Source organism: Afipia massiliensis (genome assembly GCF_001006325.2).
In the GTDB taxonomy this organism is placed as follows: domain Bacteria; phylum Pseudomonadota; class Alphaproteobacteria; order Rhizobiales; family Xanthobacteraceae; genus Afipia; species Afipia massiliensis_A.
Genome location: NZ_LBIA02000001.1, coordinates 2475764 through 2499933 on the forward strand (window position 1 = coordinate 2475764; position 24170 = coordinate 2499933).

22 protein-coding genes and 1 tRNA gene are annotated in these 24170 nt (G+C 60.4%); 17 read left to right on the forward strand and 6 right to left on the reverse strand.

Translation table 11 applies throughout. The annotated features are described in order from the left end of the window. Positions 1-296: 296 nt before the first annotated feature. On the reverse strand, positions 297-998 hold the full coding sequence (ctrA, locus tag YH63_RS11815; RefSeq protein WP_046827437.1) for a response regulator transcription factor CtrA: 702 nt from the start codon (positions 996-998) through the stop codon (positions 297-299). Positions 999-1366: 368 nt separating this feature from the next. On the opposite strand from ctrA, the gene fliI reads away from it, so the two are divergent. From fliI to YH63_RS11835, 4 genes are all read left to right on the forward strand, one after another. Beyond that, positions 1367-2692 carry a flagellar protein export ATPase FliI gene (fliI, locus tag YH63_RS11820; protein WP_046827436.1) on the forward strand — a complete coding sequence of 442 codons (1326 nt, stop codon included), beginning with the start codon at positions 1367-1369 and terminating at the stop codon, positions 2690-2692. A gap of 106 nt (positions 2693-2798) precedes the next feature. Further along, entirely contained in the window at positions 2799-3218 is a 420-nt protein-coding gene (fliJ, locus tag YH63_RS11825) for a flagellar export protein FliJ (protein WP_002713080.1), read from the forward strand. 297 nt (positions 3219-3515) lie between these two features. Beyond that, complete coding sequence (locus YH63_RS11830; protein WP_046827435.1) at positions 3516-4064, forward strand: sigma-70 family RNA polymerase sigma factor; 549 nt, start codon at positions 3516-3518, stop codon at positions 4062-4064. A 16-nt stretch (positions 4065-4080) separates the two neighbouring features. Beyond that, entirely contained in the window at positions 4081-5088 is a 1008-nt protein-coding gene (locus YH63_RS11835; RefSeq protein WP_046827434.1) for an anti-sigma factor, read from the forward strand. 135 nt (positions 5089-5223) lie between these two features. Here YH63_RS11835 and YH63_RS11840 read toward each other — a convergent pair whose 3' ends face one another. Next, positions 5224-5433 carry a hypothetical protein gene (locus YH63_RS11840; RefSeq protein ID WP_046827433.1) on the reverse strand — a complete coding sequence of 70 codons (210 nt, stop codon included), beginning with the start codon at positions 5431-5433 and terminating at the stop codon, positions 5224-5226. A 303-nt stretch (positions 5434-5736) separates the two neighbouring features. Continuing rightward, entirely contained in the window at positions 5737-7869 is a 2133-nt protein-coding gene (flhA, locus tag YH63_RS11845; protein WP_046827432.1) for a flagellar biosynthesis protein FlhA, read from the reverse strand. Positions 7870-8161: 292 nt separating this feature from the next. On the opposite strand from flhA, the gene YH63_RS11850 reads away from it, so the two are divergent. The 6 genes from YH63_RS11850 to YH63_RS11875 all read left to right on the forward strand — a co-directional run bounded on the left by YH63_RS11850 (position 8162) and on the right by YH63_RS11875 (position 13198). Continuing rightward, a complete protein-coding gene (locus tag YH63_RS11850; protein WP_046827431.1) occupies positions 8162-9400 on the forward strand; it encodes an MFS transporter in 1239 nt (412 codons plus the stop codon). Positions 9401-9490: 90 nt separating this feature from the next. Beyond that, positions 9491-9838, forward strand: coding sequence for an aspartate 1-decarboxylase (gene panD / locus YH63_RS11855; RefSeq protein ID WP_046827430.1), 348 nt, complete (start codon positions 9491-9493; stop codon positions 9836-9838). Between the two features lie 91 nt (positions 9839-9929). Continuing rightward, positions 9930-11060, forward strand: coding sequence for an 8-amino-7-oxononanoate synthase (locus YH63_RS11860; protein WP_046827429.1), 1131 nt, complete (start codon positions 9930-9932; stop codon positions 11058-11060). After that, complete coding sequence (bioD, locus tag YH63_RS11865; RefSeq protein WP_046827428.1) at positions 11057-11698, forward strand: dethiobiotin synthase; 642 nt, start codon at positions 11057-11059, stop codon at positions 11696-11698. Before YH63_RS11860 ends, bioD begins: the two co-directional genes overlap by 4 nt. Continuing rightward, a complete protein-coding gene (locus YH63_RS11870) occupies positions 11695-12951 on the forward strand; it encodes an adenosylmethionine--8-amino-7-oxononanoate transaminase (RefSeq protein ID WP_046827427.1) in 1257 nt (418 codons plus the stop codon). The genes bioD and YH63_RS11870 overlap by 4 nt, the downstream gene beginning before the upstream one ends. Positions 12952-13122: 171 nt before the next feature. Then, positions 13123-13198, forward strand: a tRNA-Ile gene (locus YH63_RS11875). Positions 13199-13446: 248 nt separating this feature from the next. Here the strand turns inward: YH63_RS11875 and YH63_RS11885 are convergent. After that, entirely contained in the window at positions 13447-13932 is a 486-nt protein-coding gene (locus tag YH63_RS11885) for an Lrp/AsnC family transcriptional regulator (protein WP_046827426.1), read from the reverse strand. 94 nt (positions 13933-14026) lie between these two features. On the opposite strand from YH63_RS11885, the gene YH63_RS11890 reads away from it, so the two are divergent. Beyond that, complete coding sequence (locus YH63_RS11890; protein WP_046827425.1) at positions 14027-15217, forward strand: diaminopropionate ammonia-lyase; 1191 nt, start codon at positions 14027-14029, stop codon at positions 15215-15217. A gap of 40 nt (positions 15218-15257) precedes the next feature. On the opposite strand, the gene YH63_RS11895 is transcribed toward YH63_RS11890, so the two are convergent. Together YH63_RS11895 and pxpB are read right to left on the reverse strand one after the other, a co-directional pair. Next, positions 15258-16292 carry a biotin-dependent carboxyltransferase family protein gene (locus YH63_RS11895; protein WP_046827424.1) on the reverse strand — a complete coding sequence of 345 codons (1035 nt, stop codon included), beginning with the start codon at positions 16290-16292 and terminating at the stop codon, positions 15258-15260. Next, positions 16289-17014 carry a 5-oxoprolinase subunit PxpB gene (gene pxpB, locus YH63_RS11900; RefSeq protein ID WP_046827423.1) on the reverse strand — a complete coding sequence of 242 codons (726 nt, stop codon included), beginning with the start codon at positions 17012-17014 and terminating at the stop codon, positions 16289-16291. Before pxpB ends, YH63_RS11895 begins: the two co-directional genes overlap by 4 nt. 264 nt (positions 17015-17278) lie before the next feature. On the opposite strand from pxpB, the gene YH63_RS11905 reads away from it, so the two are divergent. The 6 genes from YH63_RS11905 (at position 17279) to npdG (ending at position 24169) form a co-directional block, all read left to right on the forward strand. Next, complete coding sequence (locus YH63_RS11905; protein ID WP_246658048.1) at positions 17279-18055, forward strand: GntR family transcriptional regulator; 777 nt, start codon at positions 17279-17281, stop codon at positions 18053-18055. Between the two features lie 136 nt (positions 18056-18191). Continuing rightward, the gene (locus YH63_RS11910) at positions 18192-20558 is read left to right on the forward strand and encodes a xanthine dehydrogenase family protein molybdopterin-binding subunit (protein ID WP_046827421.1); all 2367 of its coding nucleotides are present in this window, start codon (positions 18192-18194) and stop codon (positions 20556-20558) included. Continuing rightward, the gene (locus YH63_RS11915) at positions 20555-21385 is read left to right on the forward strand and encodes an FAD binding domain-containing protein (RefSeq protein ID WP_046827420.1); all 831 of its coding nucleotides are present in this window, start codon (positions 20555-20557) and stop codon (positions 21383-21385) included. Before YH63_RS11910 ends, YH63_RS11915 begins: the two co-directional genes overlap by 4 nt. Then, positions 21382-22584: a xanthine dehydrogenase family Fe-S subunit gene (locus YH63_RS11920; protein ID WP_046827419.1), complete on the forward strand. Its 1203-nt coding sequence runs from the start codon at positions 21382-21384 to the stop codon at positions 22582-22584. The genes YH63_RS11915 and YH63_RS11920 overlap by 4 nt, the downstream gene beginning before the upstream one ends. 106 nt (positions 22585-22690) lie before the next feature. Further along, positions 22691-23467 carry a LamB/YcsF family protein gene (locus tag YH63_RS11925; RefSeq protein WP_083992574.1) on the forward strand — a complete coding sequence of 259 codons (777 nt, stop codon included), beginning with the start codon at positions 22691-22693 and terminating at the stop codon, positions 23465-23467. Positions 23468-23509: 42 nt separating this feature from the next. After that, positions 23510-24169 (forward strand): NADPH-dependent F420 reductase, encoded by a 660-nt coding sequence (gene npdG, locus YH63_RS11930; protein WP_046827418.1) that lies wholly within the window; start codon positions 23510-23512, stop codon positions 24167-24169. Position 24170: the final 1 nt, after the last annotated feature.

Here is a 24170-nt window from a genome sequence, read left to right on the forward strand (position 1 = left end):
CTGCTCTCCGCGTTCGCCATGCTGGCGATGTTCCGCGGGCATTTCGGAATTGCCGATGCTTGCGATATGCGGGATCGCCGGGCTGATGCTGAAACTTGCGGTTTGAGGTTTGCCTTATCCGCCTCGGCTTTGCCTTATCGGCCCGGGTTCGCCACAGGTTTGCCTTATCGTGCAAATGGCCGAAAGCCGGCTGCAACTTGTCGGGACTGCGCCTTTTCCCAAACAAAAACCCCGCCATTTGCGGCGGGGGTTCAGTCTGGGAGGTGGGGCCATACAGGCCCCCGGTACAACCCGTATCAAGCAGGAATGCGAACTTCCTCTTCGTGCGGTTCGCGCAGCACGTAGCCGCGGCCCCAGACGGTCTCGATGAAGTTGCGGCCTTCCGAAGCATTCGCAAGCTTCTTGCGCAGCTTGCAGATGAACACGTCGATGATCTTGAGTTCGGGCTCGTCCATGCCGCCGTAGAGATGGTTGAGGAACATCTCCTTGGTGAGGGTGGTGCCCTTGCGGAGCGAGAGCAGCTCCAGCATCTGGTATTCCTTGCCTGTCAGGTGGACGCGCTGGCCGCCGACTTCGACGGTCTTGGTGTCGAGATTGACCACCAGATCGCCGGTCTGGATGACCGACTGGGCGTGACCCTTGGAACGGCGGACGATCGCGTGGATGCGAGCGACCAGTTCGTCCTTGTGGAATGGCTTGGTCATGTAGTCGTCGGCGCCGACGCCGAGACCCTTGACCTTGTCCTCGATGCCGGCGAGGCCGGAGAGGATCAGAATCGGTGTCTTGATCTTCGAGACACGCAACTGCTTGAGAACATCATAACCGGACATGTCCGGGAGGTTCAGGTCGAGCAGAATGATGTCGTAATCATAAAGCTTTCCGAGATCGATGCCCTCTTCTCCGAGATCCGTCGTGTAGACGTTGAAGCTCTCGGATTTGAGCATCAGCTCGATCGACTGCGCTGTTGCACTGTCATCTTCTATCAGCAATACGCGCATGCCAGTCCCCTATAGTCGCCGCTCCGGGCGTCAGGCCGGCCGCAACTCGCGGCACTGGAAAAACGCCTTTGAACAACTGATTCGGATCCTGACGACATATGGTTAACAAATGCTGATTCGTGTCTGCAAGCTCTATCGTGCAATTTTTGTCGAATCGCACTAAGATATTGCCGGTAAGCAGCTTTTCGTAGCCTAGTCGTTCAAGTTCCACATTAAGAGCCGGGCCTAACCGACTCCTGCGACTCGCACCTTCGTTCTGAAGGTCAAGCGCTCTCAGTCATCAAAGACAGTGACGCAATGATTAACGATGCGGGTAAACACAGGGTTAAGGGGACGCCGCGAAATCGCGGAAACTTAAGGTTTTCGCAATGAAGGCCCTCGCCGAACAGATCTCCGACATCGACGGCGTCAATATTTATGGCCGAGTCGTCGGCGTGCGCGGTCTCATGGTCGAGATCGCTGGACCGATCCATGCGATGTCGGTCGGCGCGCGTATCGTGGTGGAGACCGGCACCAACCGTTTCATCCCGTGCGAAGTGATCGGCTTCACCGGCAACAACGCGGTGGTGATGCCGTTCGCCGGCCTCGAGGGAGTCAGGCGCGGCTGCCGTGCGGTGATCGCCAATGCCGCCAGCCAGGTGCGTCCGTCGGCCTCGTGGCTCGGGCGGGTCATCAACGCGATGGGCGAGCCGATCGACGGTAAGGGGCCTTTGGTTCAAGGTCCATCGCCGATGTCCTATCGCAACGCGCCGCCGCCGGCGCATTCCCGCAAGCGCGTCGGGGCGCCGCTTGATCTGGGCGTGCGGTCACTCAACACCTTCCTGACCTGCTGTCGCGGCCAGCGCATGGGCATCTTCGCCGGCTCCGGCGTCGGCAAATCCGTGCTGCTGTCGATGCTGGCGCGCAACGTGGATGCGGATGTCTCGGTGATCGGCCTGATCGGCGAGCGCGGCCGCGAGGTGCAGGAGTTCCTGCAGGACGATCTCGGCGAGGAGGGACTGGCTCGTTCGGTGGTGGTGGTGGCGACCTCGGATGAGCCTGCATTGATGCGGCGGCAGGCGGCTTATTTGACCTTGGCGATCGCGGAGTATTTCCGCGACGAAGACAAGGACGTCATGTGCATGATGGATTCGGTGACACGCTTCGCTATGGCGCAGCGTGAAATCGGTCTCTCTGCAGGCGAGCCGCCGACGGCCAAGGGATATACGCCAACGGTGTTCACCGAACTGCCGAAGCTGCTGGAGCGGGCGGGACCCGGACTGGGCGAGGGCACCATCACCGGCATCTTTACGGTGCTGGTGGATGGCGACGACCACAACGAGCCCGTGGCCGACGCAGTGCGCGGTATCCTCGATGGCCATATCGTCATGCAGCGCTCGATTGCCGAGCGGGGACGCTATCCGGCGATCAACATCCTGAAGTCAGTGTCCCGAACCATGCCGCGGTCCGCTGATCCGGCCTTTCTTCCGAGTGTGACCCGGGCCCGGCAGGTCATGGCGACCTATGCCGACATGGAGGAGTTGATCCGGCTCGGGGCGTACCGGGCCGGGTCGAGCCCCGAAGTCGATGAGGCCATCCGGCTGCACGAGCCGCTGGAGGCCTTCCTGCGCCAGGCCAAGGATGAGGCCACCGGGATCGGGGAGGGATACCAGCAATTGGAGCAAATCCTGCAAACCTTGGAAACGGAACGCTAACTTTGTCGCGCCATGATCCCGCCATCTGTGTTTGACCGGAGGGGCCCTTGGGGGGGTGCCGGTTCCGTCCCGGTTTCTGATTGGGACTTCTGGGGAGTACGAGTCGATGAAGTCACGTGAAACGCTGATCCGCCTGAAAAAATTTCAGGTCGACGAGAAGCGCCGAAGGGTTGCGCAGATCGAAGGCATGATCGCTGACTTCCAGCGTATGTCGGTCGACCTGGAGCGCGAGATCCAGCATGAGCAGGAGCGCGCTGGCATCAACGATCCCACGCACTTTGCCTATCCCACCTATGCCAAGGCTGCCATTCAGCGCCGTGAAAACCTGACGCGCTCGGCGGACGAATTGCGCGTTCAGCTTGAGGACGCCAAGGCGGTACTCGGCGAGGCGTTCGAGGAACTCAAGAAGGTCGAGCTTCTCGATGAGCGCGATCAGGCGCGTGAGCGCGCCGAGGAAAGCGCCCGCGAACAGGCCGATCTCGACAGCATCGGTTTGATGCGTTCGCGGATCGGAGCGATGGCCTGAGGGCTGTCGTATCCGGCAGTTGCAGCGCCGGAACCGTGCGCCGCCCAATGAACTCGTTGGTACGTCATTGCCGCAGGTCGCCTGTTTGACATCAAAGGCACTGGTTTTCGCAATATGTTTCGGTGATATGAAGCCCGGGCCGCAATGCCCGGGTTTTGCTTTTTCGTGCCTCTGATGGTTGCTGCGGTTCTGAGATGGACCGGATACGGGCAAGATGTGATACGAAATGGCAAAATCGCGGCTTCGATTTTCGAGCCTGCCGGGTACGATCGAGCGACGTATTTTTGAGGGAATTTAATGCTGACGCCGGCTGAGTTGATCTGGCTGCTCGCATCGGTTGCGAAAGGGGACGAGGCGGCATTTGAGCGCCTCTACGCCGCTACCCGGGCGAAACTCTTCGGCGTGGCCCTCCGTATCTTGAGGCGTCAGGATCTTGCGGAGGAAGTTGTCCAGGAGGCCTACGTCAAGATCTGGCACAGCGCTGGACAGTTCAATCCGTCGCTCGCGTCCCCGATCACCTGGATGGTTTCCATTGCCCGCAACCGGGCCATCGATGTTGTGCGTAAACGCAGCGAAGCGTCCCTTGAAGACGAGCCAGCCGCCATGGAAGTGGCATCCGATACGCCTGATCCGCTGGCGCGGAAGGAAATGACCGAAGAGTTGAAGCGAATTCTGGAGTGCGTCGGGTTGCTCGACCCCGAGAGGCAAAAGCTGGTGCTGCTGGCCTACTACAATGGATGGAGCCGCGAACAGCTCTCGGAGAAATTCAATACGCCGTTGAACACGGTGAAGACGTGGCTGCGGCGCAGTATGATCGAAATTCGCGGATGTCTTGGTTTGGAATGATTGCGATTGGTATGAGATGAACTACAGCGAAGACCATATCGCGCTTGCCGCGGAATACGCGCTCGGTACTCTCAGTGCCGACGAGCGCGCGCTCGTCGAAACCATGATGATCGTTGATCACGGCTTCATGGAAGTGGTCGATGCGTGGGATCGCAAGCTGAGCCCATTGCACCAGATGGTCGCTCCAGTGGAGCCGCCGCCGCATCTGTGGGACAACATCAGCGCAGCCCTCGGTCTGGTGGGACCTCAGCCGGTCGTCGTTGAAGAGCCCAAGGAAGAGCCGAAGCCGGAAGAACCGGTCACAGAGCCTGTACAGGTTGCCGAGCAAGCGGAGCAGGCCATTGGTCCGGAGCAACCTGCCGTGACTGCTGTTGCGGCCGATGCGCCGACGGCAACGCCCGTCGCGGCAGAGACGCCCGAGACCGTGCCCGAGCCGGTCGCGACACAGCCGTCCAACGTCGTTCCATTGGCCAGCCGCAAAAGCGGTGGACAGACATTCGGGTGGGTGATGACGGCGGTCGCCGCATCGCTTGCCGGTGTGATTGCGCTTCAAGCGTACCGGCCTGAATTGCTGCCGGAGAGATTACGGGTCAAGCCTCAGATTCAGGTCGTTGAAGTCACCGCGCCGGCAGCACCTGCGCCTGCGCCGGCTGCGCAGTTCGTCGCGGTGCTCCAGCAGAGTGCCACGGCGCCAGCCTTCATCCTCACTGTTGATACCGCGACGAAGAATTTCACCGTCCGCAAGGTTGGTGCGACACCTGAGCCAGGCAAGAGCTTTGAACTTTGGCTGGTGTCCGACAAGTTGCCGCGTCCGCGCTCGCTCGGCGTCATCGGCGGTGCCGATTTCACGATCCGTCCTGCACTGGCGGCGTACGATGCCGATACGATCAACAAAGCCACCTATGCCGTGACCATTGAACCCGAAGGCGGATCGCCGACTGGCGTTCCCACAGGGTCGATCGTCTACACCGGCAAACTGGTTGAGAGCGTGCCCGCGCTTCCGGCCTCCGCGTTGCCGCGATGATGTTCCGAAATGCGCACAACAAAAAACGCCCGTGGGGAGCGGGCGTTTTCTGGTCTCAGACTTGGGGTCTTCTGAGCAATCACAAGGCGACTTCGGGGGGCGGGGAAGAGAGCCTTGTGAATTCGTAAATCCTTTTTAGCGGATCGCTGATTGATCCGAGCTGGTCAACACGACGGCTTTATTCGCCTTGATCGCCGGACCGGTGGCGCGAGCGGTCTGGGTGAGGCCGTTGTCGGAAAGGCGCGCGGAGATGCTGAAACCGGCGACGCCGATTGCAGCGACAAGCGCCACGATGACGATCTTCAAATGTGTCATGCGGTCCGCACTGTAAAACGAATGGTTCATACAAACCTCCCGCCGCCTTTTTGATGCATCCGAACGTTTGTCTCGTCCGCATGCCCGTGGGTTCAAAGTCCCACGTGTTAAGAACGTAATTGGCAGGGATTTGTTTCCAAGCACCCTTCACAAACGAGTGAAATGTCTTGAACTTCCGAGAGGTCGATAAACCACTCTTATATTTCTTAGTTAAATCAATAGCTTAGGTAGCGTTCTTTTGCTGCGACGCAGTATGCTAAATTCTGATTTGCCACGAAAAGCTTGTCTGTGACCAGAATGCCGCAGGCATTTCGCCTCCAGCGGGCCATTGGATTAGATGCTTCCGACCGTTTTCAGGCGGGCGCGAGGATGAATTTCAGCCTGCGACAGAACCGTGGTTTGCGCGCGGAAACGCTCCACCAGCGAGCGTACGAACGGCCGGATAGCGGCCGACGTCACCAGCACCGGTGCTTCGCCTTCGCGTGCGGCCTGCTCGAAACGGTCGCGCACGATGGTCATGAACTCGGACAGTTTGGATGGCTGCATCGCCAGGCTGCGTTCCTCACCGGTGCCGATCAGCGACTCCGCGAAAGCCTGCTCCCATTTCGCACTGAGCGCGATCAGCGGGAGGTAACCGTTCATCGATGTGTTCTGCGCGCAAATCTGCCGCGCCAGTCGGGCACGTACGTGTTCCGACAGCGTCGATGGATTGCGTGAGAATGCGAGCCCGTCGGCGATACCTTCAAGGATCGTGGAGAGATCGCGGATCGAAATGCGTTCGGCCAGGAGCAGTTGCAGGACGCGCTGGATACCGGACACCGTGATCTGGTTGGGCACGATGTCCTTGACCAGTTCGCCCTGTTCCTTTGGCAGGTCCTTGAGCAATTTCTGGACCTCGCCGTAGGACAGCAGATCCGACATGTTGCCTTTGAGCAGTTCGGTGAGATGCGTGGAAAGGACGGTCGCGGAATCCACCACCGTGTAGCCCTTGAGCGAGGCTTCTTCCTTGAGCGACGCGTCGACCCAGGTTGCCGGCAATCCGAATGTCGGCTCGGTGGTATGGGTGCCCGGAATGGTGACCTGGTTGCCGGCCGGGTCCATGACCATGAACTGGTTCGCCCAGATGCGCCCGGTCCCGGCATCGACTTCCTTGATCTTGATGACGTAGGTGTTCGCTTCGAGCTGCACATTGTCGAGAATGCGCACGGCGGGCATCACGAAGCCCATCTCGGTGGCGAGCGAGCGGCGAAGGGCCTTGATCTGATCAGTCAGGCGATCAGTACCGTCCGGTCCATTGACGAGCGGCAGCAGCGCGTAACCCAGCTCGATCTTGAGATCATCGATCTTGAGCGCGCTTGAAATAGGCTCTTCGGCCGCCGCAGCGGCCGCTGCGGCTGCGGCTGGAGCTGCCGCCTCACGCGCTTCCTCGGCCTTGACGGTATGATTGCGGGTGCGCGCATTCCAGGCCAGCCAGCCGGCACCGCCGCCCAGCAACAGGAAAGGCAGCATTGGAATGCCCGGCAATAGCCCCAGCACCAGCATCACGCCGGACGACATGCCGAGCGCCTGCGGATAGCCGGACAACTGCTTCATCATGGCCTTGTCGGCGGCGCCGGTGACGCCAGCCTTCGACACCAGGAGGCCCGCTGCGGTCGAGACGATCAGCGCCGGCACCTGTGTCACGAGACCGTCGCCGACCGTCAGCAGCGTATAAACCTTGGCGGCGTCACCAAAACTCATTCCCTGCTGGGCAACGCCGATGATGATGCCGCCGATCACGTTGATGAACACGACCAGCAATCCGGCGATGGCGTCACCGCGCACGAACTTGGACGCACCGTCCATGGCCCCGAAGAAGCCGCTTTCGTCTTCGATCTCCTTGCGGCGCTGCTTGGCGACTTTCTCGTCGATCAGACCGGCGGACAGGTCGGCGTCGATCGCCATCTGCTTGCCCGGCATCGAGTCGAGGTGGAAGCGCGCTGCGACTTCGGCGATGCGGCCCGAACCTTTGGTGATGACGACAAAGTTCACGATCACGAGAATCGTGAAGACGATGATGCCGATGACGAAATTGCCGCCCATCACGAAGTTGCCGAACGCCTCGATGACGTGACCGGCGGCGGCGGTGCCTTCATGGCCATGCGACAGGATCAGGCGGGTCGAGGCGAGGTTGAGCGACAGCCGCAGCATGGTCGAGATCAACAGGACCGTCGGGAACGCCGAGAATTCCAGCGGTGTCTGAATGAACAGCGCGGTCATCAGGATCAGGATCGACAGCGTGATCGAGATGGCCAGAAACAGATCGAGCACCACTGCCGGCAATGGCAGGATCAGCACCACAAGAATGGTGAGAACACCGAAGGCTAGCGCGAGGTCGCCTCGCTTGAGCATGGTGCCGATGTCGCTGAAGCTGGGAAATCCGGAACTGGCCGCCGCGCTACCCTGACCCGCCGTCACATCAACCATCGTCGCCGCTTCCCCCCGCGAATGTCGCTCGCGAGCCCCAAAGGTTTGGGCGGCGGCCGAAGGGCCACCGTTCCTAAAGTGAGGCACCGCACTGGCATCCACGGGCATTCCCCCGTTCAGCGACCGACGACACTCGACTTCACCCGGCAAAATTTGCCCAGTTTATGGTTAGGAAAGAGTTAACGGGAAATCTGGCGCCCGAAATGCCGGCCTCCCGGAGGATGATATTCTCGCATAACCGCCATTCGGAGAATGACTTGACCGGCGGAGCAAGGCCGACGAAGTTGCCTCCGTGCCGGGCTCCACTGATTCACACTCTCATTCCACGACTTTTACCCCCGACTCACGCGCGGCGTGGGTGCGGCTGGGTATTGCTCTGATTGTTGGATCAATCGGCAGCGTCGGGATGTGGTCGGTGGTGGTGGTCATGCCGGTGGTCCAGGCCGACTTTGGCGCCACGCGCGGCGCGGCATCCCTGGCATTCACCTGCACCATGCTCGGCTTTGGATTCGGCGGGGTGGTCATGGGCAAACTGTCGGACCGCTTTGGCATCGTGCTGGCGATTGCGATCGGCATGGGTGCCATGCTGTTCGGCTACCTCGGCGCAGGCTATGCCGCTGCGCTCTGGCAATTCAATCTCATGCACTTTTTGATCGGTCTCGGTGCTGCCGCAACCTTCGGGCCGCTGATGACCGAGGCATCGCACTGGTTCGATCGCCACCGCGGACTTGCCGTCACCATTGCCGCCAGCGGAAACTACATCGCGGGCACGTTCTGGCCCACAATCGTCGAGCGCGGTACCGCCTATGCCGGATGGCGCGCCACCCATATCGCGATCGGAATCGGCTGCACCATTGTCATGGCGGTCGTCGTTGCGGTTCTGCGCTGGCAGATCGGCAGTGAATCGGCGCGTTCGCACGAAGATGCACCGCCACCGCGCGTCGACCTGCAGATCAGCACGAATGCGCTGACCACGGTGCTTGGCATTGCGGCAATTGCCTGTTGCGTGGCGATGTCGATGCCGCAGGTTCATATCGTCGCCTACTGCGGCGATCTTGGTTACGGCGTGGCGCGAGGCGCTGAAATGCTGTCCTTGATGCTGGCCTTCGGAATCGTCAGCCGGATCGGTTCCGGATTTCTCGCCGATCGCATCGGCGGATTGCGTACGCTGCTGGTCGGCTCGATCGCGCAGGGCGTTGCGTTGATGTTCTATCTGTTCTTCGACGGGCTGACCTCGCTGTATATCATCTCCGCGATGTTCGGCCTGTTTCAGGGCGGCATTGTGCCGAGCTACGCCATCATCGTGCGGGAATCGATGCCCTCAAATGTAGCCGGGACCCGTGTTGGCATCGTGATCTTCGCATCCGTGCTCGGCATGTCGTTCGGTGGGTGGATTTCCGGCGTCATCTTCGATGCGACTGGCTCCTATGCGGCAGCCTTCCTGAACGGTGCCGGCTGGAATGCCTTGAATATCGCCATCGTCGTGGCGCTGCTGATGCGCGCACGCCGGCGGCGCATGGCTTTCGCCTGACAGCCGGTTCCCCTAAAGTCTTGACCTCGGCAAACGGTCGTCCTAACGGACTCCCGCGCGAAACGTCCGCGCCGGAACCAGGGCAGGTCGATGCACGTCACGCTGATGAAGGGCAAGATCCACCGCGCACGCGTGACGGAGGCGGACCTGCATTATGAAGGGTCGATCTCGATCGATCGCACACTGATTGATGCTGCCGGTTTTCTCATCAACGAACGGGTCGATATCTACAACATCGATACCGGCGCCCGTTTTTCGACCTATGTCATCGAGGCGCCTGCGGGCTCAGGCATTATTGGTCTGAACGGAGCGGCAGCGCGGCTCGCGATGATGGGCGACAAGGTCATCATCGTATCCTATGCGAGTTTCGACGAGGCAGAAGCGCGGCAGTTCCAGCCGCGCGTGGTTCTCGTCAATGAAAGAAACCAGAAGCTTTAGCGTCGTCTGCGGAAGTGGATGGTCCACACAAGTCGTTGACCGGCAGCTGCTGCTAACCGTATCCGGTTTCTTCACGTCGACGGAGCGCTGCATGCTTGAGAAATTCGAAGCCGATTTGAACGATCTCGCGAGCCGTGGTCGACTGCGTTCACTTCGTGGCCGCGCCGGAATTGATTTCACATCGAACGATTATCTGGGCCTCGCCGAATCCGATGAACTGAGACGTGCTGCCTCTGACGCCATCGCGCGGGGCGTTCCGGTTGGCGCGGGCGGTTCGCGCCTGCTGCGCGGTAATCATCCCGAGCATGAAGCACTCGAGGTCGAGGCTGCGACTTACTTCGGCGCAGAAACCGCGCTTTATTTCGGCGGCGGCTTTGTCGCCAACCATGCGATCTTCTCGACACTGCCACAACGCGGCGATCTCGTTGTTCATGATGAACTGGTTCATGCCAGTGTGCATGAAGGCCTGCGCAGCGGCCGCGCCGATCGCGTCGCGGTCGCACACAACAACATCGATGCATTCGATGCCGCGATTGCCCGCTGGCGTGCAGCCGGTGGCAAGGGCCGGCCTTGGATTTCGGTCGAGAGCCTGTACAGCATGGACGGCGACAGCCCGGACATTGCGGGGTTGTTCGCCGTTGCCGATCGTCATGAGGCGATGGTCGTGATCGACGAAGCGCATGCGACCGGCGTGCTCGGCCCGCAGGGGAGGGGGCTAGCTGCTCCCTTCGAAGGACGCGACAACGTCATCACGTTGCATACTTGCGGCAAAGGGTTGGGGACTGTCGGCGGATTTATCCTGGCGCCGCGCACGATCCGCGATTTTCTGGTCAATCGTGCGCGGCCCTTCATCTTTGCAACGGCACCGTCGCCGCTGACGGCAGCGATTACGCGTTCCGCGCTTGAAATTTCCAGAACCAATCCGGAGCGTCGCGAGCGGCTGGCGGGTCTGGTGCAGTTCGCAAGTGGCGAGCTTAGCCGCCGCTGCGGTATAGCGCCGTCCGGCTCGCAGATCATTCCTGTCGTCATTGGTGCTGACCGCGCAGCAGTCGCTGTTGCTGCATCCCTTCAGCAGCGCGGATTCGACATTCGCGCGATACGTCCGCCGACCGTTCCCGAGGGGACTGCGCGCCTGCGCATTGCGCTGACACTGAATGTCGATGAAGCGGTGGTTGCGGAGTTGTTTGAGGCGCTTGCCGAAGATATGCGGAAAGCAGCATGAGCGCCCGCATCGTCGTCACCGGGACGGATACCGGGATCGGCAAGACTATCTTTGCCGCCGCACTCGCCGGCGCGCTCGATGCATTTTACTGGAAGCCGGTACAGGCCGGTCTTGACGAGGAGACCGACCGCGAAACTGTGATGCGGCTATCTGGTCTCCCCGAACAGCGCATGCTGCGCGAGGCGTACCGGCTGAAGACGCCGGCCTCGCCGCATCTTGCGGCGAAGATCGACGGCGTTACGATTGATCCGCACATGCTCGCATTGCCGGATGTAGATCGGCCTCTGGTGATCGAAGGCGCTGGTGGTCTGATGGTCCCACTGGCGGAGAATCTGACCTATATAAATGTCATGGCCCAATGGGCTGCCCCGGTTGCGCTGTGCGCACGCACCACGCTTGGCACCATCAATCATAGCCTGTTGTCGATCGAGGCTCTGCGCGCCCGCAATGTTCCCTTGCTTGGCGTCGCGTTCATCGGTGACGAAAATGTCGAATCTGAGCGAATTATCTGCCAGCTTGGTCAGACCCGGCATCTCGGCAGGCTGCCGCTTCTCGCATCGCTCACGGGTGAAAATCTGCGCGCGGCGTTTGCGCAGCATTTCAATGCCGATGACTTTCTGAAAGGCTCAGGCCAATGACAAAATCTCCGGTCTGGCATCCATTCACGCAGCATGCGGTCCAACCCGAAGCGACGCTGATTTCCAAGGGCGAGGGAGCCTGGCTCGAGGCGGCCGACGGTCGCCGCATTTTTGATGCGATCTCGTCGTGGTGGGTGGTGACCCATGGTCATCGCCACCCGCACATCGTGAAAGCTATCAAGGATCAGATCGACCGGCTGGATCAGGTGATTTTCGCAGGCTTCACGCACGAGCCGGCGGAGAAACTGGCGCGGCATCTGGTTGAGATTACGCCGCCAGAGCTTGAGTATGTCTTCTTCTCCGACAGCGGATCGACCTCGGTCGAAGTTGCGCTGAAAATGGCGCTGGGGTTCTGGCAAAATCGCGGCATCAAACGGAGCCGGATTCTGGCGCTGGAGGGTGCCTATCACGGCGACACCATCGGCGGCATGTCCGTCGGTGAGCGCGGCGTGTTTAACGCGCCGTACGATCCGCTGCTGTTCGACGTCGAGCGAATTCCGTTTCCTGCCGCCGGTCGTGAAGAGGTGACGCTGGACGCGCTGCACGTGGCGTGCAAGCGCGACGACGTTGCCGCATTGATTGTCGAGCCGCTCATTCTCGGTGCGGGCGGCATGCTGATCTATCCGGCGAGCGTTCTGGCGGAAATGAAGCGTGTCTGCGAAACGCACGATGTTCTGTTCATCGCTGATGAAGTCATGACTGGGTGGGGGCGGACCGGCACGCTGTTCGCCTGCGAACAGGCCGGCATCGCTCCCGACATTGCGTGCTATTCGAAGGGCCTGACGGGAGGCTCTGTTCCGCTGGCGGTGACGCTGTGCCGTGCCGACATTTTTGACGCGCACTATTCGACCGACCGCAGCAAGACGTTCTTTCATTCCAGTTCGTACACCGCGAACCCGGTCGCGTGCGCGGCTGCATTGGCCAATCTGGAAATCTGGCAGCGCGAGCCGGTGATGGAGCGGATCGGTTCAATCGCAGCATTACATAAAGACAGGCTCACGCGGTTTCGCGACGACCGGCGTTTTGCCAATCTGCGTCAGATCGGAACCATCGCGGCACTCGATATCGTGGCGAAGGACGCGGGCTACCTGGCCGATATCGGCCCGCGCCTCTATCGCGGGTTTCTCGCGCGCGAGTTGCTGGTCCGGCCGCTCGGCAACACGATCTACATCATGCCGCCCTATTGCAGTACGACGAGCGACCTCGATCTGGTCTATGACGCGATCGATGAACTGGCCGGCGAGGTCGCCTGAGGATCACGGCGGCCCAATGCCGTTTTCGATAGAAAGCCCTCGAAAATGTAGCCAACCGCGCCAGGAGGCCGGGATATGTTCCGGGTGGCGTGGACCTTGGATTGCCCGGCGGCGGCGGTCATTGTATGGGGTGCTTGCACCGTTGTCCGCCGTTGTGGCGGGGGACCGGCGGGGCCTGTAGCTCAATGGTTAGAGCCGACCGCTCATAACGGTCTGGTTGCAGGTTCGAGTCCTGCCGGGCCCACCATTGTTTTCAACAGCTTGAGTCGGTGCTGAGCGGGGTCTCCGATCATTGCCAACGTTTCGGCCAGTTTTCGTTTCGGGGCAAATAGCCAATGGCTTGCGGGTGATGATGGCCGTAGACTCGGTCAAGCAGTTCGACGGTCATGCTGAGAAAGCCCGCAGCTTCCCATTTGTCGACGCCGGCCTGCATGAATCACATTGCCGCAATGTGCCTCAAGGTGTGCGGCGTCACGCTGCCACCGGCAGAACAAGTCATGTACGGCTCAACGGCACTCTGAGACCGGCTTTCACCCGGTTCATTGCCACGAACGTATTAAAGTGCCTCACGTTCTTGTTCTCGAGAAACAAACGGCGACTGAGCTGCTCATACTCCTCCATCGTCGATACCGTGAGCACGAGAATGAAATCGGCGGCACCGGTTACGTAATAGCACTGCTGCACCTCGGGAGCAGCCGCGAACTCACTGCGCGCCGAGTCCATCAAGTCGGCGTGTTCGCTGTCGACCTGCACCTCCACGATAATGGTGATGGGGCGACCAACGCTGGCCGGATCGACGATTGCGGCGTTCGATTGAATGACGCGTGCGTCCTCCATCCGCCGCACACGCCGTTGGACTGCGGCGGCTGAGAGATTGACTGACTGCCCGATCTCCTGGAGCGACGTCCGATTGTTGATCTGCAACTGATCGAGGATTGCGAGGTCGAAATCGTCCAGTTGAATGGATTTTTTGGGAGGCATGCTCGTTCTGCAAAATTATTGCGTAATCTACATCAAATCAGCCCAGTTTTATCAGGTCAAGTGAGTTAATTTTGCATCCAGAAGAGGTGCGGACATGATTCAACGTAACAACAGCGATTGCTACAGCAGGCCCCTGTTGCCGGTGGACCGGCAGATGTTTGGGCCCGATGCCACTGCGAAAGCTTTAGAGATGCTGCGCCTGCATCCGAGCTATCGTGCAACGCCGTTGCGCGAACTCCACGGCTTGGCCGCGTCCGTCGGCATTCAATCGGTCCACATCAAGGATGAAAGCGGCCGGTTCGGGCTTGGAAGTTTCAAGTCACTGGGCGGCGCCTACGCGGTCGTCTGTCTCGCTCTTGAAGAAGCGAGCCGAGTGCTTGGCCGTGTGGTGAACGCGAGTGAACTGCTTGATCCCGATGTCAGAACGGTGGTGCGCAACCTCAATGTCGGCTGCGCGACGGATGGCAATCATGGCCGCTCGGTTGCCGCCGGCGCCAATCTTGCGGGATGCCGCGCGAATATTTTCGTGCATGAGGGTGTCAGTCCCGAGCGCATCGCGGCGATTGCGCGCTTCGGGGCCAATGTCGTTGAAGTTGCCGGCAATTATGACGACGCGGTCGCGGAGGCGGAGCGCGTCTGTCACGCCAACGGCTGGATCATTGTGTCCGACACGTCGTGGCCGGGTTACGAGCGCATCCCGCGCCTCGTGATGCAGGGTTATACTGTGATGGTGTCCGAGATTTTGGCCGAGCTGGAGCGGCCACCGACACATGTCTTTCTGCAGGCGGGCGTGGGAGGTTTTGCTGCAGCGATGGCCGCCAGTCTGACGCTGGATATCGGCCCAGCACGGCCCAAGTTCATTATCGTCGAGCCTGATCGCGCGGCGTGCCTTTTTGCGAGCAACAAAGTCGACGCGCCAGTCAAGATCGCGCCGGTCGAGCCGACCGTTATGGCGATGCTCGAATGCTATGAGCCCTCGATGTTGGCATGGGGAATCCTGTCGCGTCTCGCCGATGTCTATATGACGGTGTGCGATGCCGACGCGATCGCAGCAATGCAACAATTGGCGGCCGCGGAAAACGGGACCAGCCGCGTCATTGCAGGCGAAAGCGGCGGCGCCGGCCTTGCGGGTCTGCTGGCTGCCGCTGCCGATCCACACGGTCGGGAACTAATCGGACTCGACTCTCATTCGCGTGTGCTGCTGTTCAATACGGAAGGCGCGACCGATCCAACGATCTACAAGAACTTAACCGGCATCGATCCGGGCGTTCTGGTGCCGGCGTAGTGCGAAACGTTGAGCACGGTTAATATCGGAAGCCCAATCATCAGGCTTTTGCATCGACGACGCCATCGATCAGGTTGCACGTATACAACGCCTTGAGGTTGATGCCGTGCGTTTCGCTCAAAGGCTTGATGTCCTGAATGATGTTCAGGATTTTCTGATGCTCGGCCCGATGGATCGCTTCAGCTTCCTCGCGTGACACGGCTTGGAATTTCACCGTGCGTCCGGCACCGCGGACGCCAAGCTGCGGCAAATCCGCGGAGATAACGGTGGCGATCTTCGGATAGCCGCCCGTCGTCTGCGCATCGGCCATCAGAACGATGGGAAGTTTTGAGCCAGGTACCTGAATCGATCCGGCGACGATGCCATCCGATACGATGTTGTAATCGCTTTTATGCGCGAGAACGGGGCCTGCGAGACGAAAGCCCATCCGGTCAGATGCCGGCGTGATGGTGTAGATGCCGGACAGGAGTTCCCGGATAGCGTCTTCGGTGAAGTAGTTGTCCTGTGGCCCGAGAACGACGCGGATCGGTTGATCGAAACGAAGATCGCGCTGTTCGCCCAACGTGATTTCATCACGCGCCGTTACGTCGTCAATCGATCCGTGCAGCGCGTCGCCGCTTCGGAGCTGCCGGCCCGACAGTCCGCCAAAGCCCGCGCGGGTATAGGTCGATCTGCTGTTGAGGCACAGCGGCACATCGAAGCCGCCTTCGACGGCCAGATAAGAACAGAACACATCGCCGCCGAGACGCACGCGCACGGTCTCGCCCTTGGTCAGCCGCGTTGTTTGTCCCGAACGGACGAATGGATTTTCGCGTCCGCTGATCTCAAGGCCGCCCCCGCTGCCGACCAGCGCGAGGCGTACGGACGCGCTGACGACTTCGAGCTCCGGACCGGAGCCGATGATTTCCAGACATGCAGCGTTTTGCGCATTTCCGGCCAGCGCGTTGGCCAGCATGAAGCCATTGCGGTCGAGTGCACCCGACACCGGCACGCCGACATGCTGGAAGCCGCGCCGCCCTTCGTCCTGCACGGTGGTGTGAAAACCCGGGGTGATCACTTTGAGAATCGGGATCAAGCCGCGAGCTCCACGCTGCTCGGGACGTAATCGTTGCGTTCCACGGCCGTGTGGATGTGAGCGAACTCGTCAGGCGTGACCGGCCTGAACTTTACGCCGTCGCCGGGTCCGAGAAGGGCGCCTTTTGCCGACGCCGCGTCAAAGAAGTGGACAGGCGAGGTTCCGATCAGGTGCCAGCCACCGGGACTTTCATATGGATAGACCGCAGTCATGCTGGTCGCGATAGCGAGCGAGCCGGGTGGGACGCGCGTGCGCGGGTCGGATCTGCGGGGCAATTGCAATTTTTCCGGTAAGTCCCCCATATATGGATAACCCGGGACGAAGCCGATCATGTAGACATGGTATTGCGTGCCGGCATGGAGTGCTGCGACTTCCGCCACCGATAGGCCAATCGACTTCGCCACGTCCTCGATATCGGGCGCGAACTTCGGATCGTAGCAAACGGGGATATCCCATAGCCGCTTGCTGTGGGACGATTGGGTTGGCTCATCCACGAATGCCGCAATCGCCTGCTCGAGCTCGCTGCCAGTGGTCGTCAGTGAGTCGTAATTTACACTCAGCGAGCGGAATGTTGCGACGACCTCGGTCACGCCCGGCAATCTGGCTTGTTCCAAAACCTCGGCCAGCGCCAGCACCCGATCGCTGGTCTTGCGGTCGATCGTCGATCCAAACTCGACCACGAGAGCGCTGTCCGCGGCCTTTAAAATCCGGAAATCAGCCATCTATCCCACCCGTCCATTGATATTATAGTACTAAAGATAGTACTATTACGTCAAATTTGCCTGCGAGCATTCGCGCAGCGCGCCGCAAAATTGTTGTTCTCCTGCAAAGCGGGTGGGGGAATGCTTGCATTTGTGTTGCGAGAGGCGACTTCAGCTAGCGCATTGCTTTGATGTCGGGGTCAGTTATGATCTTCGCTGCGAGTCCCAGATTCCAGAAGAAGTGATAATGTGTCCAGACTGTTAAAGGCATACGACCGGAGCAGAGTGCCCCTGTATATCCAGGTCGCCTCGGTATTGAGGACGCGGATTCAGTCCGGACAGTGGAGCGCTGGGGAAAAAATTTCCACTCTAGAAGAGCTCGAACGCGAGTTTGAGGTGGCGCGCGTCACGGTGAGGCAAGCCGTGGATATTCTGCGCGAAGAAGGCCTGCTTCAGGCACGTCAAGGACTTGGTACCTTTGTCTCGAAAAAGACCCAGGACCGGCATTGGGTGAAACTCGCGACCAGTTGGAACACGTTGATCGAATCGCTGAAGGACAACGTGCCGCGGCGACTGGCGATCGATGAAGGCGTGGCGCCACCTGTTCTGGGCGATTCCGACGGCGATCTTGCCTCCAGCTACGTCAAGCTGCGCAGCGTCCAGTATCGCAACGAGGATCCGTATTCTGTCGTCAATCTTCTTCTGGCGCGGGAGGTCTTCGATCTAAGCCCTGTGCGGTTCAAGAACGCAGCCGCGCTGGTCACCATCGACGCCATGGATGAAATTACGCTGTCGGAAGCGCATCAGACGCTGACCATCGGCAGCGCCGATCCCGAAATCGCCGATCTTCTGAAGATTTCGATCGGCGCGCCGACTGTCGAAGCCCACTGCGTGGTCATCGATGACGGAGGAATCGCGATCTATGTCGGCGATATCATTTACCGCAGCGAAAGCATCAAGTTGCAAATGGACCTTCTGGGTACCAAGCCGCAGCGCGACAAGAAAGCCCGGAACGCGCACAAGGCCGTCGATCTGGCGCGGCGAAAATCGGGAAAAGCCTAGTTCCAGCGCAGTAAGCAACTTTTTTCAGCAGCTTACTTTTGTTCTTCGAGCCCCCAATGAACCGTATCTTGCTATTGTTCTAAAAATAGGATGAATTTGGCAAGGTAATCTCTCATCGGCGTCGAAGGAATTTGGCATGGTTGAGCAAGGGGTAGGCGCGCGGCTCTTGCGCAAGGAAGACGACCGCCTGATGCGGGGGCGCGGCGAATTTGTCGCCGATATTCGTCTCGCCGGCATGCAGGATGTGGCGTTCGTCCGCAGTCCGCTCGCCCATGCGCGCATTCGCGGGATATTCATACCACCGCAACATAAGGACAGCGTCTTCATCGCTGCCGATCTGGTTGGCGTGAAGCCTATTCGTGCGGTCTCAGGTTTGCCGGGATTTAAGGTCTCGGAACAGCCGGTACTTGCTGTCGATAAGGTGCGGCAGGTTGGCGAGCTTATCGCGATGTGTCTGGGACGCACGCGGGCGGAAGCAGAAGACATTGCTGCTTCGGTTGAACTCGATCTGGAAGAGCTGCCTGCGGTTTACGATATGTTGCAGGCGCGAGAACCGGGTGCGCCGCTGCTTCACGAGCACTGGGGCGACAACGTTTTCCTCGAGGCCTTCGTTGACGTGAATATCGAGAAAGCGTTCGACGCGCCGATCAAGGTGACACGCGAAATCCGCACCGCTCGGCAGTCGATGGCCCCACTGGAAGGGCGCGGCGTGGTGGCGTCATGGAGCAGCCGCCTCGAGCAGCTCACCGTCTACAGCGCAGCACAGATGCCGCACATTAATCGCACTGGACTGTCCGGATGTCTTGGGATTGACCACGGCAACATCCGCGTCATCTCACCGGATGTCGGCGGGGGTTTCGGCTACAAGGGAATTCTGCTGCCCGAGGAAGTTTGCCTGTCGTGGCTGACGATGCGGCGCGGACATCCAGTGCGCTGGATCGAGGACCGCCGCGAACATCTTACGGCTGGGGCCAACTGCCGCGAGCATCATTATCTCATTACGGGCTACGCCGACCGGGACGGGCGGCTGCGCGGCATCGATTGCGAAGCGACGGTCGATTCGGGAGCGTATTCGTCCTATCCATTTTCCGCGTGCCTTGAAGCAGCACAGGTCGCGAGCATTCTGCCGGGTCCGTACGATTTTGAATCCTACCGGTGCAAGACGTGGTCCGCAGCGACCAACAAATGCCCTATCCTGCCGTACCGCGGCGTCGCCCGCACGGGCGTCTGCTTCGCCATCGAGCTCGTGCTCGATGCGATAGCGAGGGAAGCGGGGCTTGAGCCGCACGAGGTGCGTTTCAAGAACCTCGTGCGACCGGAGCAGATGCCGTTCGACAACATCACCAAGAAGCACTTCGACAGCGGCGACTACCCGGAAGCCCTGAAGCGCGCTCTGGCGCATTTCGATCTGCCGGCATTGCGCGCGCGGCAGGCGAAAGGCGAACCGGACGGGCGGCTGCTGGGATTTGGACTTTCAATCTATTGCGAGCAGGGCGCGCACGGAACCTCGGTCTATGCGGGCTGGGGAATTCCCATGGTGCCTGGCCACGAGCAGGCGACTGCGCGCGTCACGCCGGACGGCGGGCTCGAACTGCGTGTCGGCGTTCATTCGCACGGTCAAAGTCTGGAAACCACGCTTGCCCAGGTGGCTTTTGAAATTCTCGGTATCGATACGTCGAAGATCAAAGTGGTTCTCGGTGACACCGCTATCACTCCGTATTCGACCGGTACCTGGGGTTCGCGCTGCATGGTGATGGCGGGCGGTGCGGTGGCAAGCGCCTGCCGCGAGATCGAAGATCGTGCCAAACGGATTGGTGCAAGCCTGCTGCAGGTTAAGGTTGAGGACGTTAAATTCATCGATGGTCGCGTGATTTCGACGGCGAGCGAAGTCAGTATGCAGGATATCGCGCGCGCGTGGTATCTGCGGCCTCAGGATTTGCCGTCCGACGTTCATCGCGGAGGTCTCGAAGCCACCGTCGGCTACAAGCCAGAGCGCGACAGCGGCACGTTCAGCTACGCTGCCCACGCTGTGACCGTCGCGGTCGATCCCGATCTGGGCGATGTGGAAATCCTCGACTACGTGATTGTCGAGGACGGCGGCAAGCTGGTCAATCCGATGGTCGTCGACGGCCAGATTTATGGCGGTCTGGCGCAAGGCATCGGCACCGCGCTGTATGAGGAGATGCCGTTCGACACCAATGGGCAGCCGTTGGCATCCACGTTCGCGGATTACCTGCTGCCCGGGCCGACCGAGGTGCCGGAGCCGCGCCTCGACCACATGGAGACTCTCGCGCCCTATACCGAATTTGGCGTGAAGGGACTCGGCGAGGGTGGAGCGATCGCGCCGCCGGCGGCCATCGCCAACGCGGTCAACGATGCGCTGAAGGGATTGGGCGCGGAACTGCTGTGCTCGCCGATCACGCCTCGCCGCGTGCTGGAAGCCATCGCTGCAGCTGAGGCGAGAGGAGCGGGCAACGCCGTGTCAAACGGAGCGAAATCGTGAAGCCGGTCAATTTCGCATATGAGCGTCCGAAGCAAGTTGCAGATGCGGTCAGCTTGCTTGCGGATGAGAGCGTTCATTCCAAAGTGATGGCCGGCGGCCAGTCGCTTGGTCCGATGCTCAACATGCGGCTGGTTCAGCCTGATGTCATCATCGACATCACCGCGCTTGCCGAGTTGAAGCGCATCGACAGACAAAAGGATCATCTCGTTGTCGGTGCCTGCGTCACCCACGCCGATATCGAGGATGGCCGGGTGCCCGATGTGACGAATGGCGCCATGCGCGGTGTCGCGAGCGGCATCGCGTATCGCGCGGTGCGCAATCGCGGCACCATCGGCGGCAGCCTCACCAATGCGGACCCGTCCGCGGACTGGGTGTCGGCGCTGGCTGCGCTGGGCGCGGAAGCCATCGTGCGCGGCGCGAACGGCGCGCAGGCCATGGCGGTTGAGTCCTATGTGACCGGCGCGCTGGAAACCGTGCTGGGGCCTGGGGAATTGTTGGAAGCCATCCGGGTGCCGACACTCTCCTCGTCGGCACAATGGGGCTACTATAAGGTTTGCCGCAAGACCGGCGAATACGCGCATGCCATCGGCGCCGTCCTGCTCGATCGTTCGCGAAACGTGTTCCGCGCTGTCATCGGCGCGACCGAACGCAAGCCGCTGGTGCTGACCGATGCGCGGGCGGTGTTCGGCGGAACTTACAACCTTGCGAACTTTGACCAGAATGCCGCCGACGCGATGCTGCAAACGCTCGGAATGACGGACGCACTCGACAGGCAAATTCATACGGTCGCGCTTTCGCGCGCCGTTCGACAGGCAGCCGGCTCATGAATCAGATTTCACTCAACGTCAACGGCAAACCTGTCTCGGGTCCGGTCGAGCCGCGCACCCATCTCGCGGACTTCCTGCGCGAAAGCCGCGACCTCACCGGTACGCATCTCGGATGCGAGCACGGCGTCTGCGGCGCATGCACGATTCTGGTCGATGGCGTGCCGGTTCGCTCGTGCATTACCTTTGCTGTCGCGTGCGACGGCGCCGATGTCGTCACCATTGAGGGCCTCGATGACGATGACATCACGCGCGAGCTGCGTGAGGCGTTCAAGCGCGAACACGCGTTGCAATGCGGCTACTGCACACCCGGCATGCTGGTCTCGGCGCGCGATCTGGTTGCGCGAAGCCCTTCGCCGGATGAACAAGCCATTCGTGTCGCGATGAGTGGCAATCTTTGCCGCTGCACCGGTTACGTCGGCATCATTCGCGCCATCAAGAGCGTGATCACAGCGCGACTCGCGCGTGAGATCGCGCCGATTGTTGGGGGCGGGCGTTCCGCAGTAGGTCCTGCTGGCTCCGGTCATGCCAGTGTTATGGTTGCGGGCGCTGCGCCCGCTCGCGCTGCATCGTCAGCGCCACAGATGGTGTCTGCGGCTTCGAAAGCGCTGATCGACCGCGACTGGACGCCGCAAAACTCATTCGACCAGAATTTCATTGTCCACTATCCGCGCGAGCAGGTGTGGGAGATGTTCGGCCGCGTGCAGGACGTTGCGTCGTGTTTGCCGGGCGCCAGCCTGATCGGTGAGCCAAAAGCCGATCATGTCAACGGGCAGATTCGCGTCAAGGTGGGGCCGATCTCAGCCGAGTTCCGAGGCCAGGCCGAGATCGAACGCGACGAAGGTTCCTATTCCGGGAAAATTATTGGCGCGGGAAGTGACGCCCGCAGCAGCTCCTCGACGCGCGGAATGATAACCTACCGTCTAGTGCCGACGAGTGACGGTCGGTCCACTGAAGTGGCGGTGAACGTAGGCTACACGCTGACCGGAATGCTGGCGCAGTTCGGCCGCGCAGGCATCGTCCAGGATGTAGCTGCGCGTCTGACCGCGGCTTTCGTGAAAAACCTCGAAGCTCGGCTGGGAGGCAAGACAGCAGCAGATTTGCCCGCGGCCGATGCCGGGCTCGACGCAGGATCGCTAGTGTTCTCTGTGATCGCCGGCCGGCTCAAGGGCTTGTTCCGGCGGCTTTTTGGATCCCGGTAAGGCGGCGGTGCCCGATCAAAGGTATTGTCTTCCTAATAATAGTACCTTAGGCTTGCGGAGCCTGAAAACTACGCTTCCGCCATTCGTGCTAAATTCGGAGTGAGTAATGACCATCAAGATCAATCTCAATGCTGACATGGCGGAAGGCTTCGGCGCTTACGATATCGGCGATGATAACGGCATTCTGAAGATTATCGGATCGGCAAACATCGCCTGCGGTTTTCACGCCGGCGATCCGCTGACGATGCGTCGCGTTGTCGAGAACGCCAGGCGTGAGGGCGTTACCATTGGTGTTCATCCGGGCTTTAACGATCTTTGGGGTTTCGGCCGTCGTCGCATCGACATGCGTCCAGAGGATCTGGAGTACATGGTCGCCTATCAGATCGGGGCGTTGCAGGCGATGGCGTCGTATTCCAGCGTAAAGGTCACGCATCTCAAGCCGCACGGCGCGTTGAACAACATGGCCGCGGAAAACAAGGAATACGCGATGGCGATCGGCCGAGCGATCAAGGCCGTCGATCCGAGTATCATCTACCTCGCGCTATCCGGCTCCGAAATGGAAAAGGCTGGACGCAGTCTCGGTCTCAGGGTCGCGCTCGAAGGTTTCTGCGACCGTCAGTACGAGGACGACGGCAACCTGACGTCGCGCAAGATTCCGGGTTCGGTCTTCAAGGATCCGGCAGTTGCGACCAAGCAGGTCGTCGACATGGTGGTCCACAATTTCATCACCACTCGTAGCGGCAAGCAGATTCCCTGCAAGGTACACTCGCTCTGCGTTCACGGCGACGAGCCGACCGCGGTGGCGCTTGCCAGGCAGGTGCGTGAGGGGCTGGAGAAGGCTGGGGTCAAGATGGTGACGTTGCCCGAAATGCCAATCGACTGAACATTCGTCGCTGACATTTGCATCTGAAGGAAGGCCTGTTACATGAGCGAAAAGCCAACCATTGCTATTCTCGGAGGCACCGGCGATCTCGGCTCTGGCCTCGCAAAGCGGTGGCTCGCTGCGGGTTATTCCGTCGTTGTCGGCTCGCGCTCGGCCGAGAAAGCCCAGGCTTTCGCGAAGGAACTTGGTGGCGCTGCGCGCGGTGACGATAATGTCGGAGCGGCGAAATCCGCCGATATCGTTGTGCTTGCGGTGCCGTTTGGCAGTCACGAGGCGACATTGTGCGAAGTGAAAGACGCGGTACAGGGCAAGATTGTCGTCGATGCCGCCGTGCCGCTTGTGCCGCCAAAAGTATCCGTGGTGCAACTTCCACCCGAGGGGTCGGCGGCGCAGATTGCGCAGACATTGCTCGGTGAGGGCGTCAAGGTGGTGTCTGCATTTCATAATGTCGGCGCCACCAAGCTTCACGCAGGTGGCCGTGCCGATTGCGACGTGCTGGTGTTCGGCAACGACAAGGAATCCCGTGATATCGTGATCGGATTGGCCAATGAAGTGGCCACCTGCGGTATCGATGGCGGGGTTCTCGCCAATTCTGCTGCGGCCGAAGCGCTGACGTCAGTTCTGATCGGAATCAATCGTCGCTACAAGGTTCCAGGCGCGGGCATCCGCATCACCGGGCTTCCAACGCCCGTTCCGCAATGAT

Coding starts and splice junctions, on each gene's coding strand:
- fliI (WP_046827436.1), top strand. CDS start 1,367: ATGAAGGCCCTCGCCGAACAGATCTCCGACATCGACGGCGTCAATATT.
- YH63_RS11890 (WP_046827425.1), top strand. CDS start 14,027: ATGATTCAACGTAACAACAGCGATTGCTACAGCAGGCCCCTGTTGCCG.
- YH63_RS11870 (WP_046827427.1), top strand. CDS start 11,695: ATGACAAAATCTCCGGTCTGGCATCCATTCACGCAGCATGCGGTCCAA.
- flhA (WP_046827432.1), bottom strand. CDS start 7,869: ATGGTTGATGTGACGGCGGGTCAGGGTAGCGCGGCGGCCAGTTCCGGA.
- YH63_RS11920 (WP_046827419.1), top strand. CDS start 21,382: ATGAATCAGATTTCACTCAACGTCAACGGCAAACCTGTCTCGGGTCCG.
- YH63_RS11910 (WP_046827421.1), top strand. CDS start 18,192: ATGGTTGAGCAAGGGGTAGGCGCGCGGCTCTTGCGCAAGGAAGACGAC.
- YH63_RS11830 (WP_046827435.1), top strand. CDS start 3,516: ATGCTGACGCCGGCTGAGTTGATCTGGCTGCTCGCATCGGTTGCGAAA.
- YH63_RS11885 (WP_046827426.1), bottom strand. CDS start 13,932: ATGCCTCCCAAAAAATCCATTCAACTGGACGATTTCGACCTCGCAATC.
- ctrA (WP_046827437.1), bottom strand. CDS start 998: ATGCGCGTATTGCTGATAGAAGATGACAGTGCAACAGCGCAGTCGATC.
- panD (WP_046827430.1), top strand. CDS start 9,491: ATGCACGTCACGCTGATGAAGGGCAAGATCCACCGCGCACGCGTGACG.
- fliJ (WP_002713080.1), top strand. CDS start 2,799: ATGAAGTCACGTGAAACGCTGATCCGCCTGAAAAAATTTCAGGTCGAC.
- pxpB (WP_046827423.1), bottom strand. CDS start 17,014: ATGGCTGATTTCCGGATTTTAAAGGCCGCGGACAGCGCTCTCGTGGTC.
- YH63_RS11840 (WP_046827433.1), bottom strand. CDS start 5,433: ATGAACCATTCGTTTTACAGTGCGGACCGCATGACACATTTGAAGATC.
- YH63_RS11925 (WP_083992574.1), top strand. CDS start 22,691: ATGACCATCAAGATCAATCTCAATGCTGACATGGCGGAAGGCTTCGGC.
- bioD (WP_046827428.1), top strand. CDS start 11,057: ATGAGCGCCCGCATCGTCGTCACCGGGACGGATACCGGGATCGGCAAG.
- YH63_RS11860 (WP_046827429.1), top strand. CDS start 9,930: ATGCTTGAGAAATTCGAAGCCGATTTGAACGATCTCGCGAGCCGTGGT.
- YH63_RS11835 (WP_046827434.1), top strand. CDS start 4,081: ATGAACTACAGCGAAGACCATATCGCGCTTGCCGCGGAATACGCGCTC.
- npdG (WP_046827418.1), top strand. CDS start 23,510: ATGAGCGAAAAGCCAACCATTGCTATTCTCGGAGGCACCGGCGATCTC.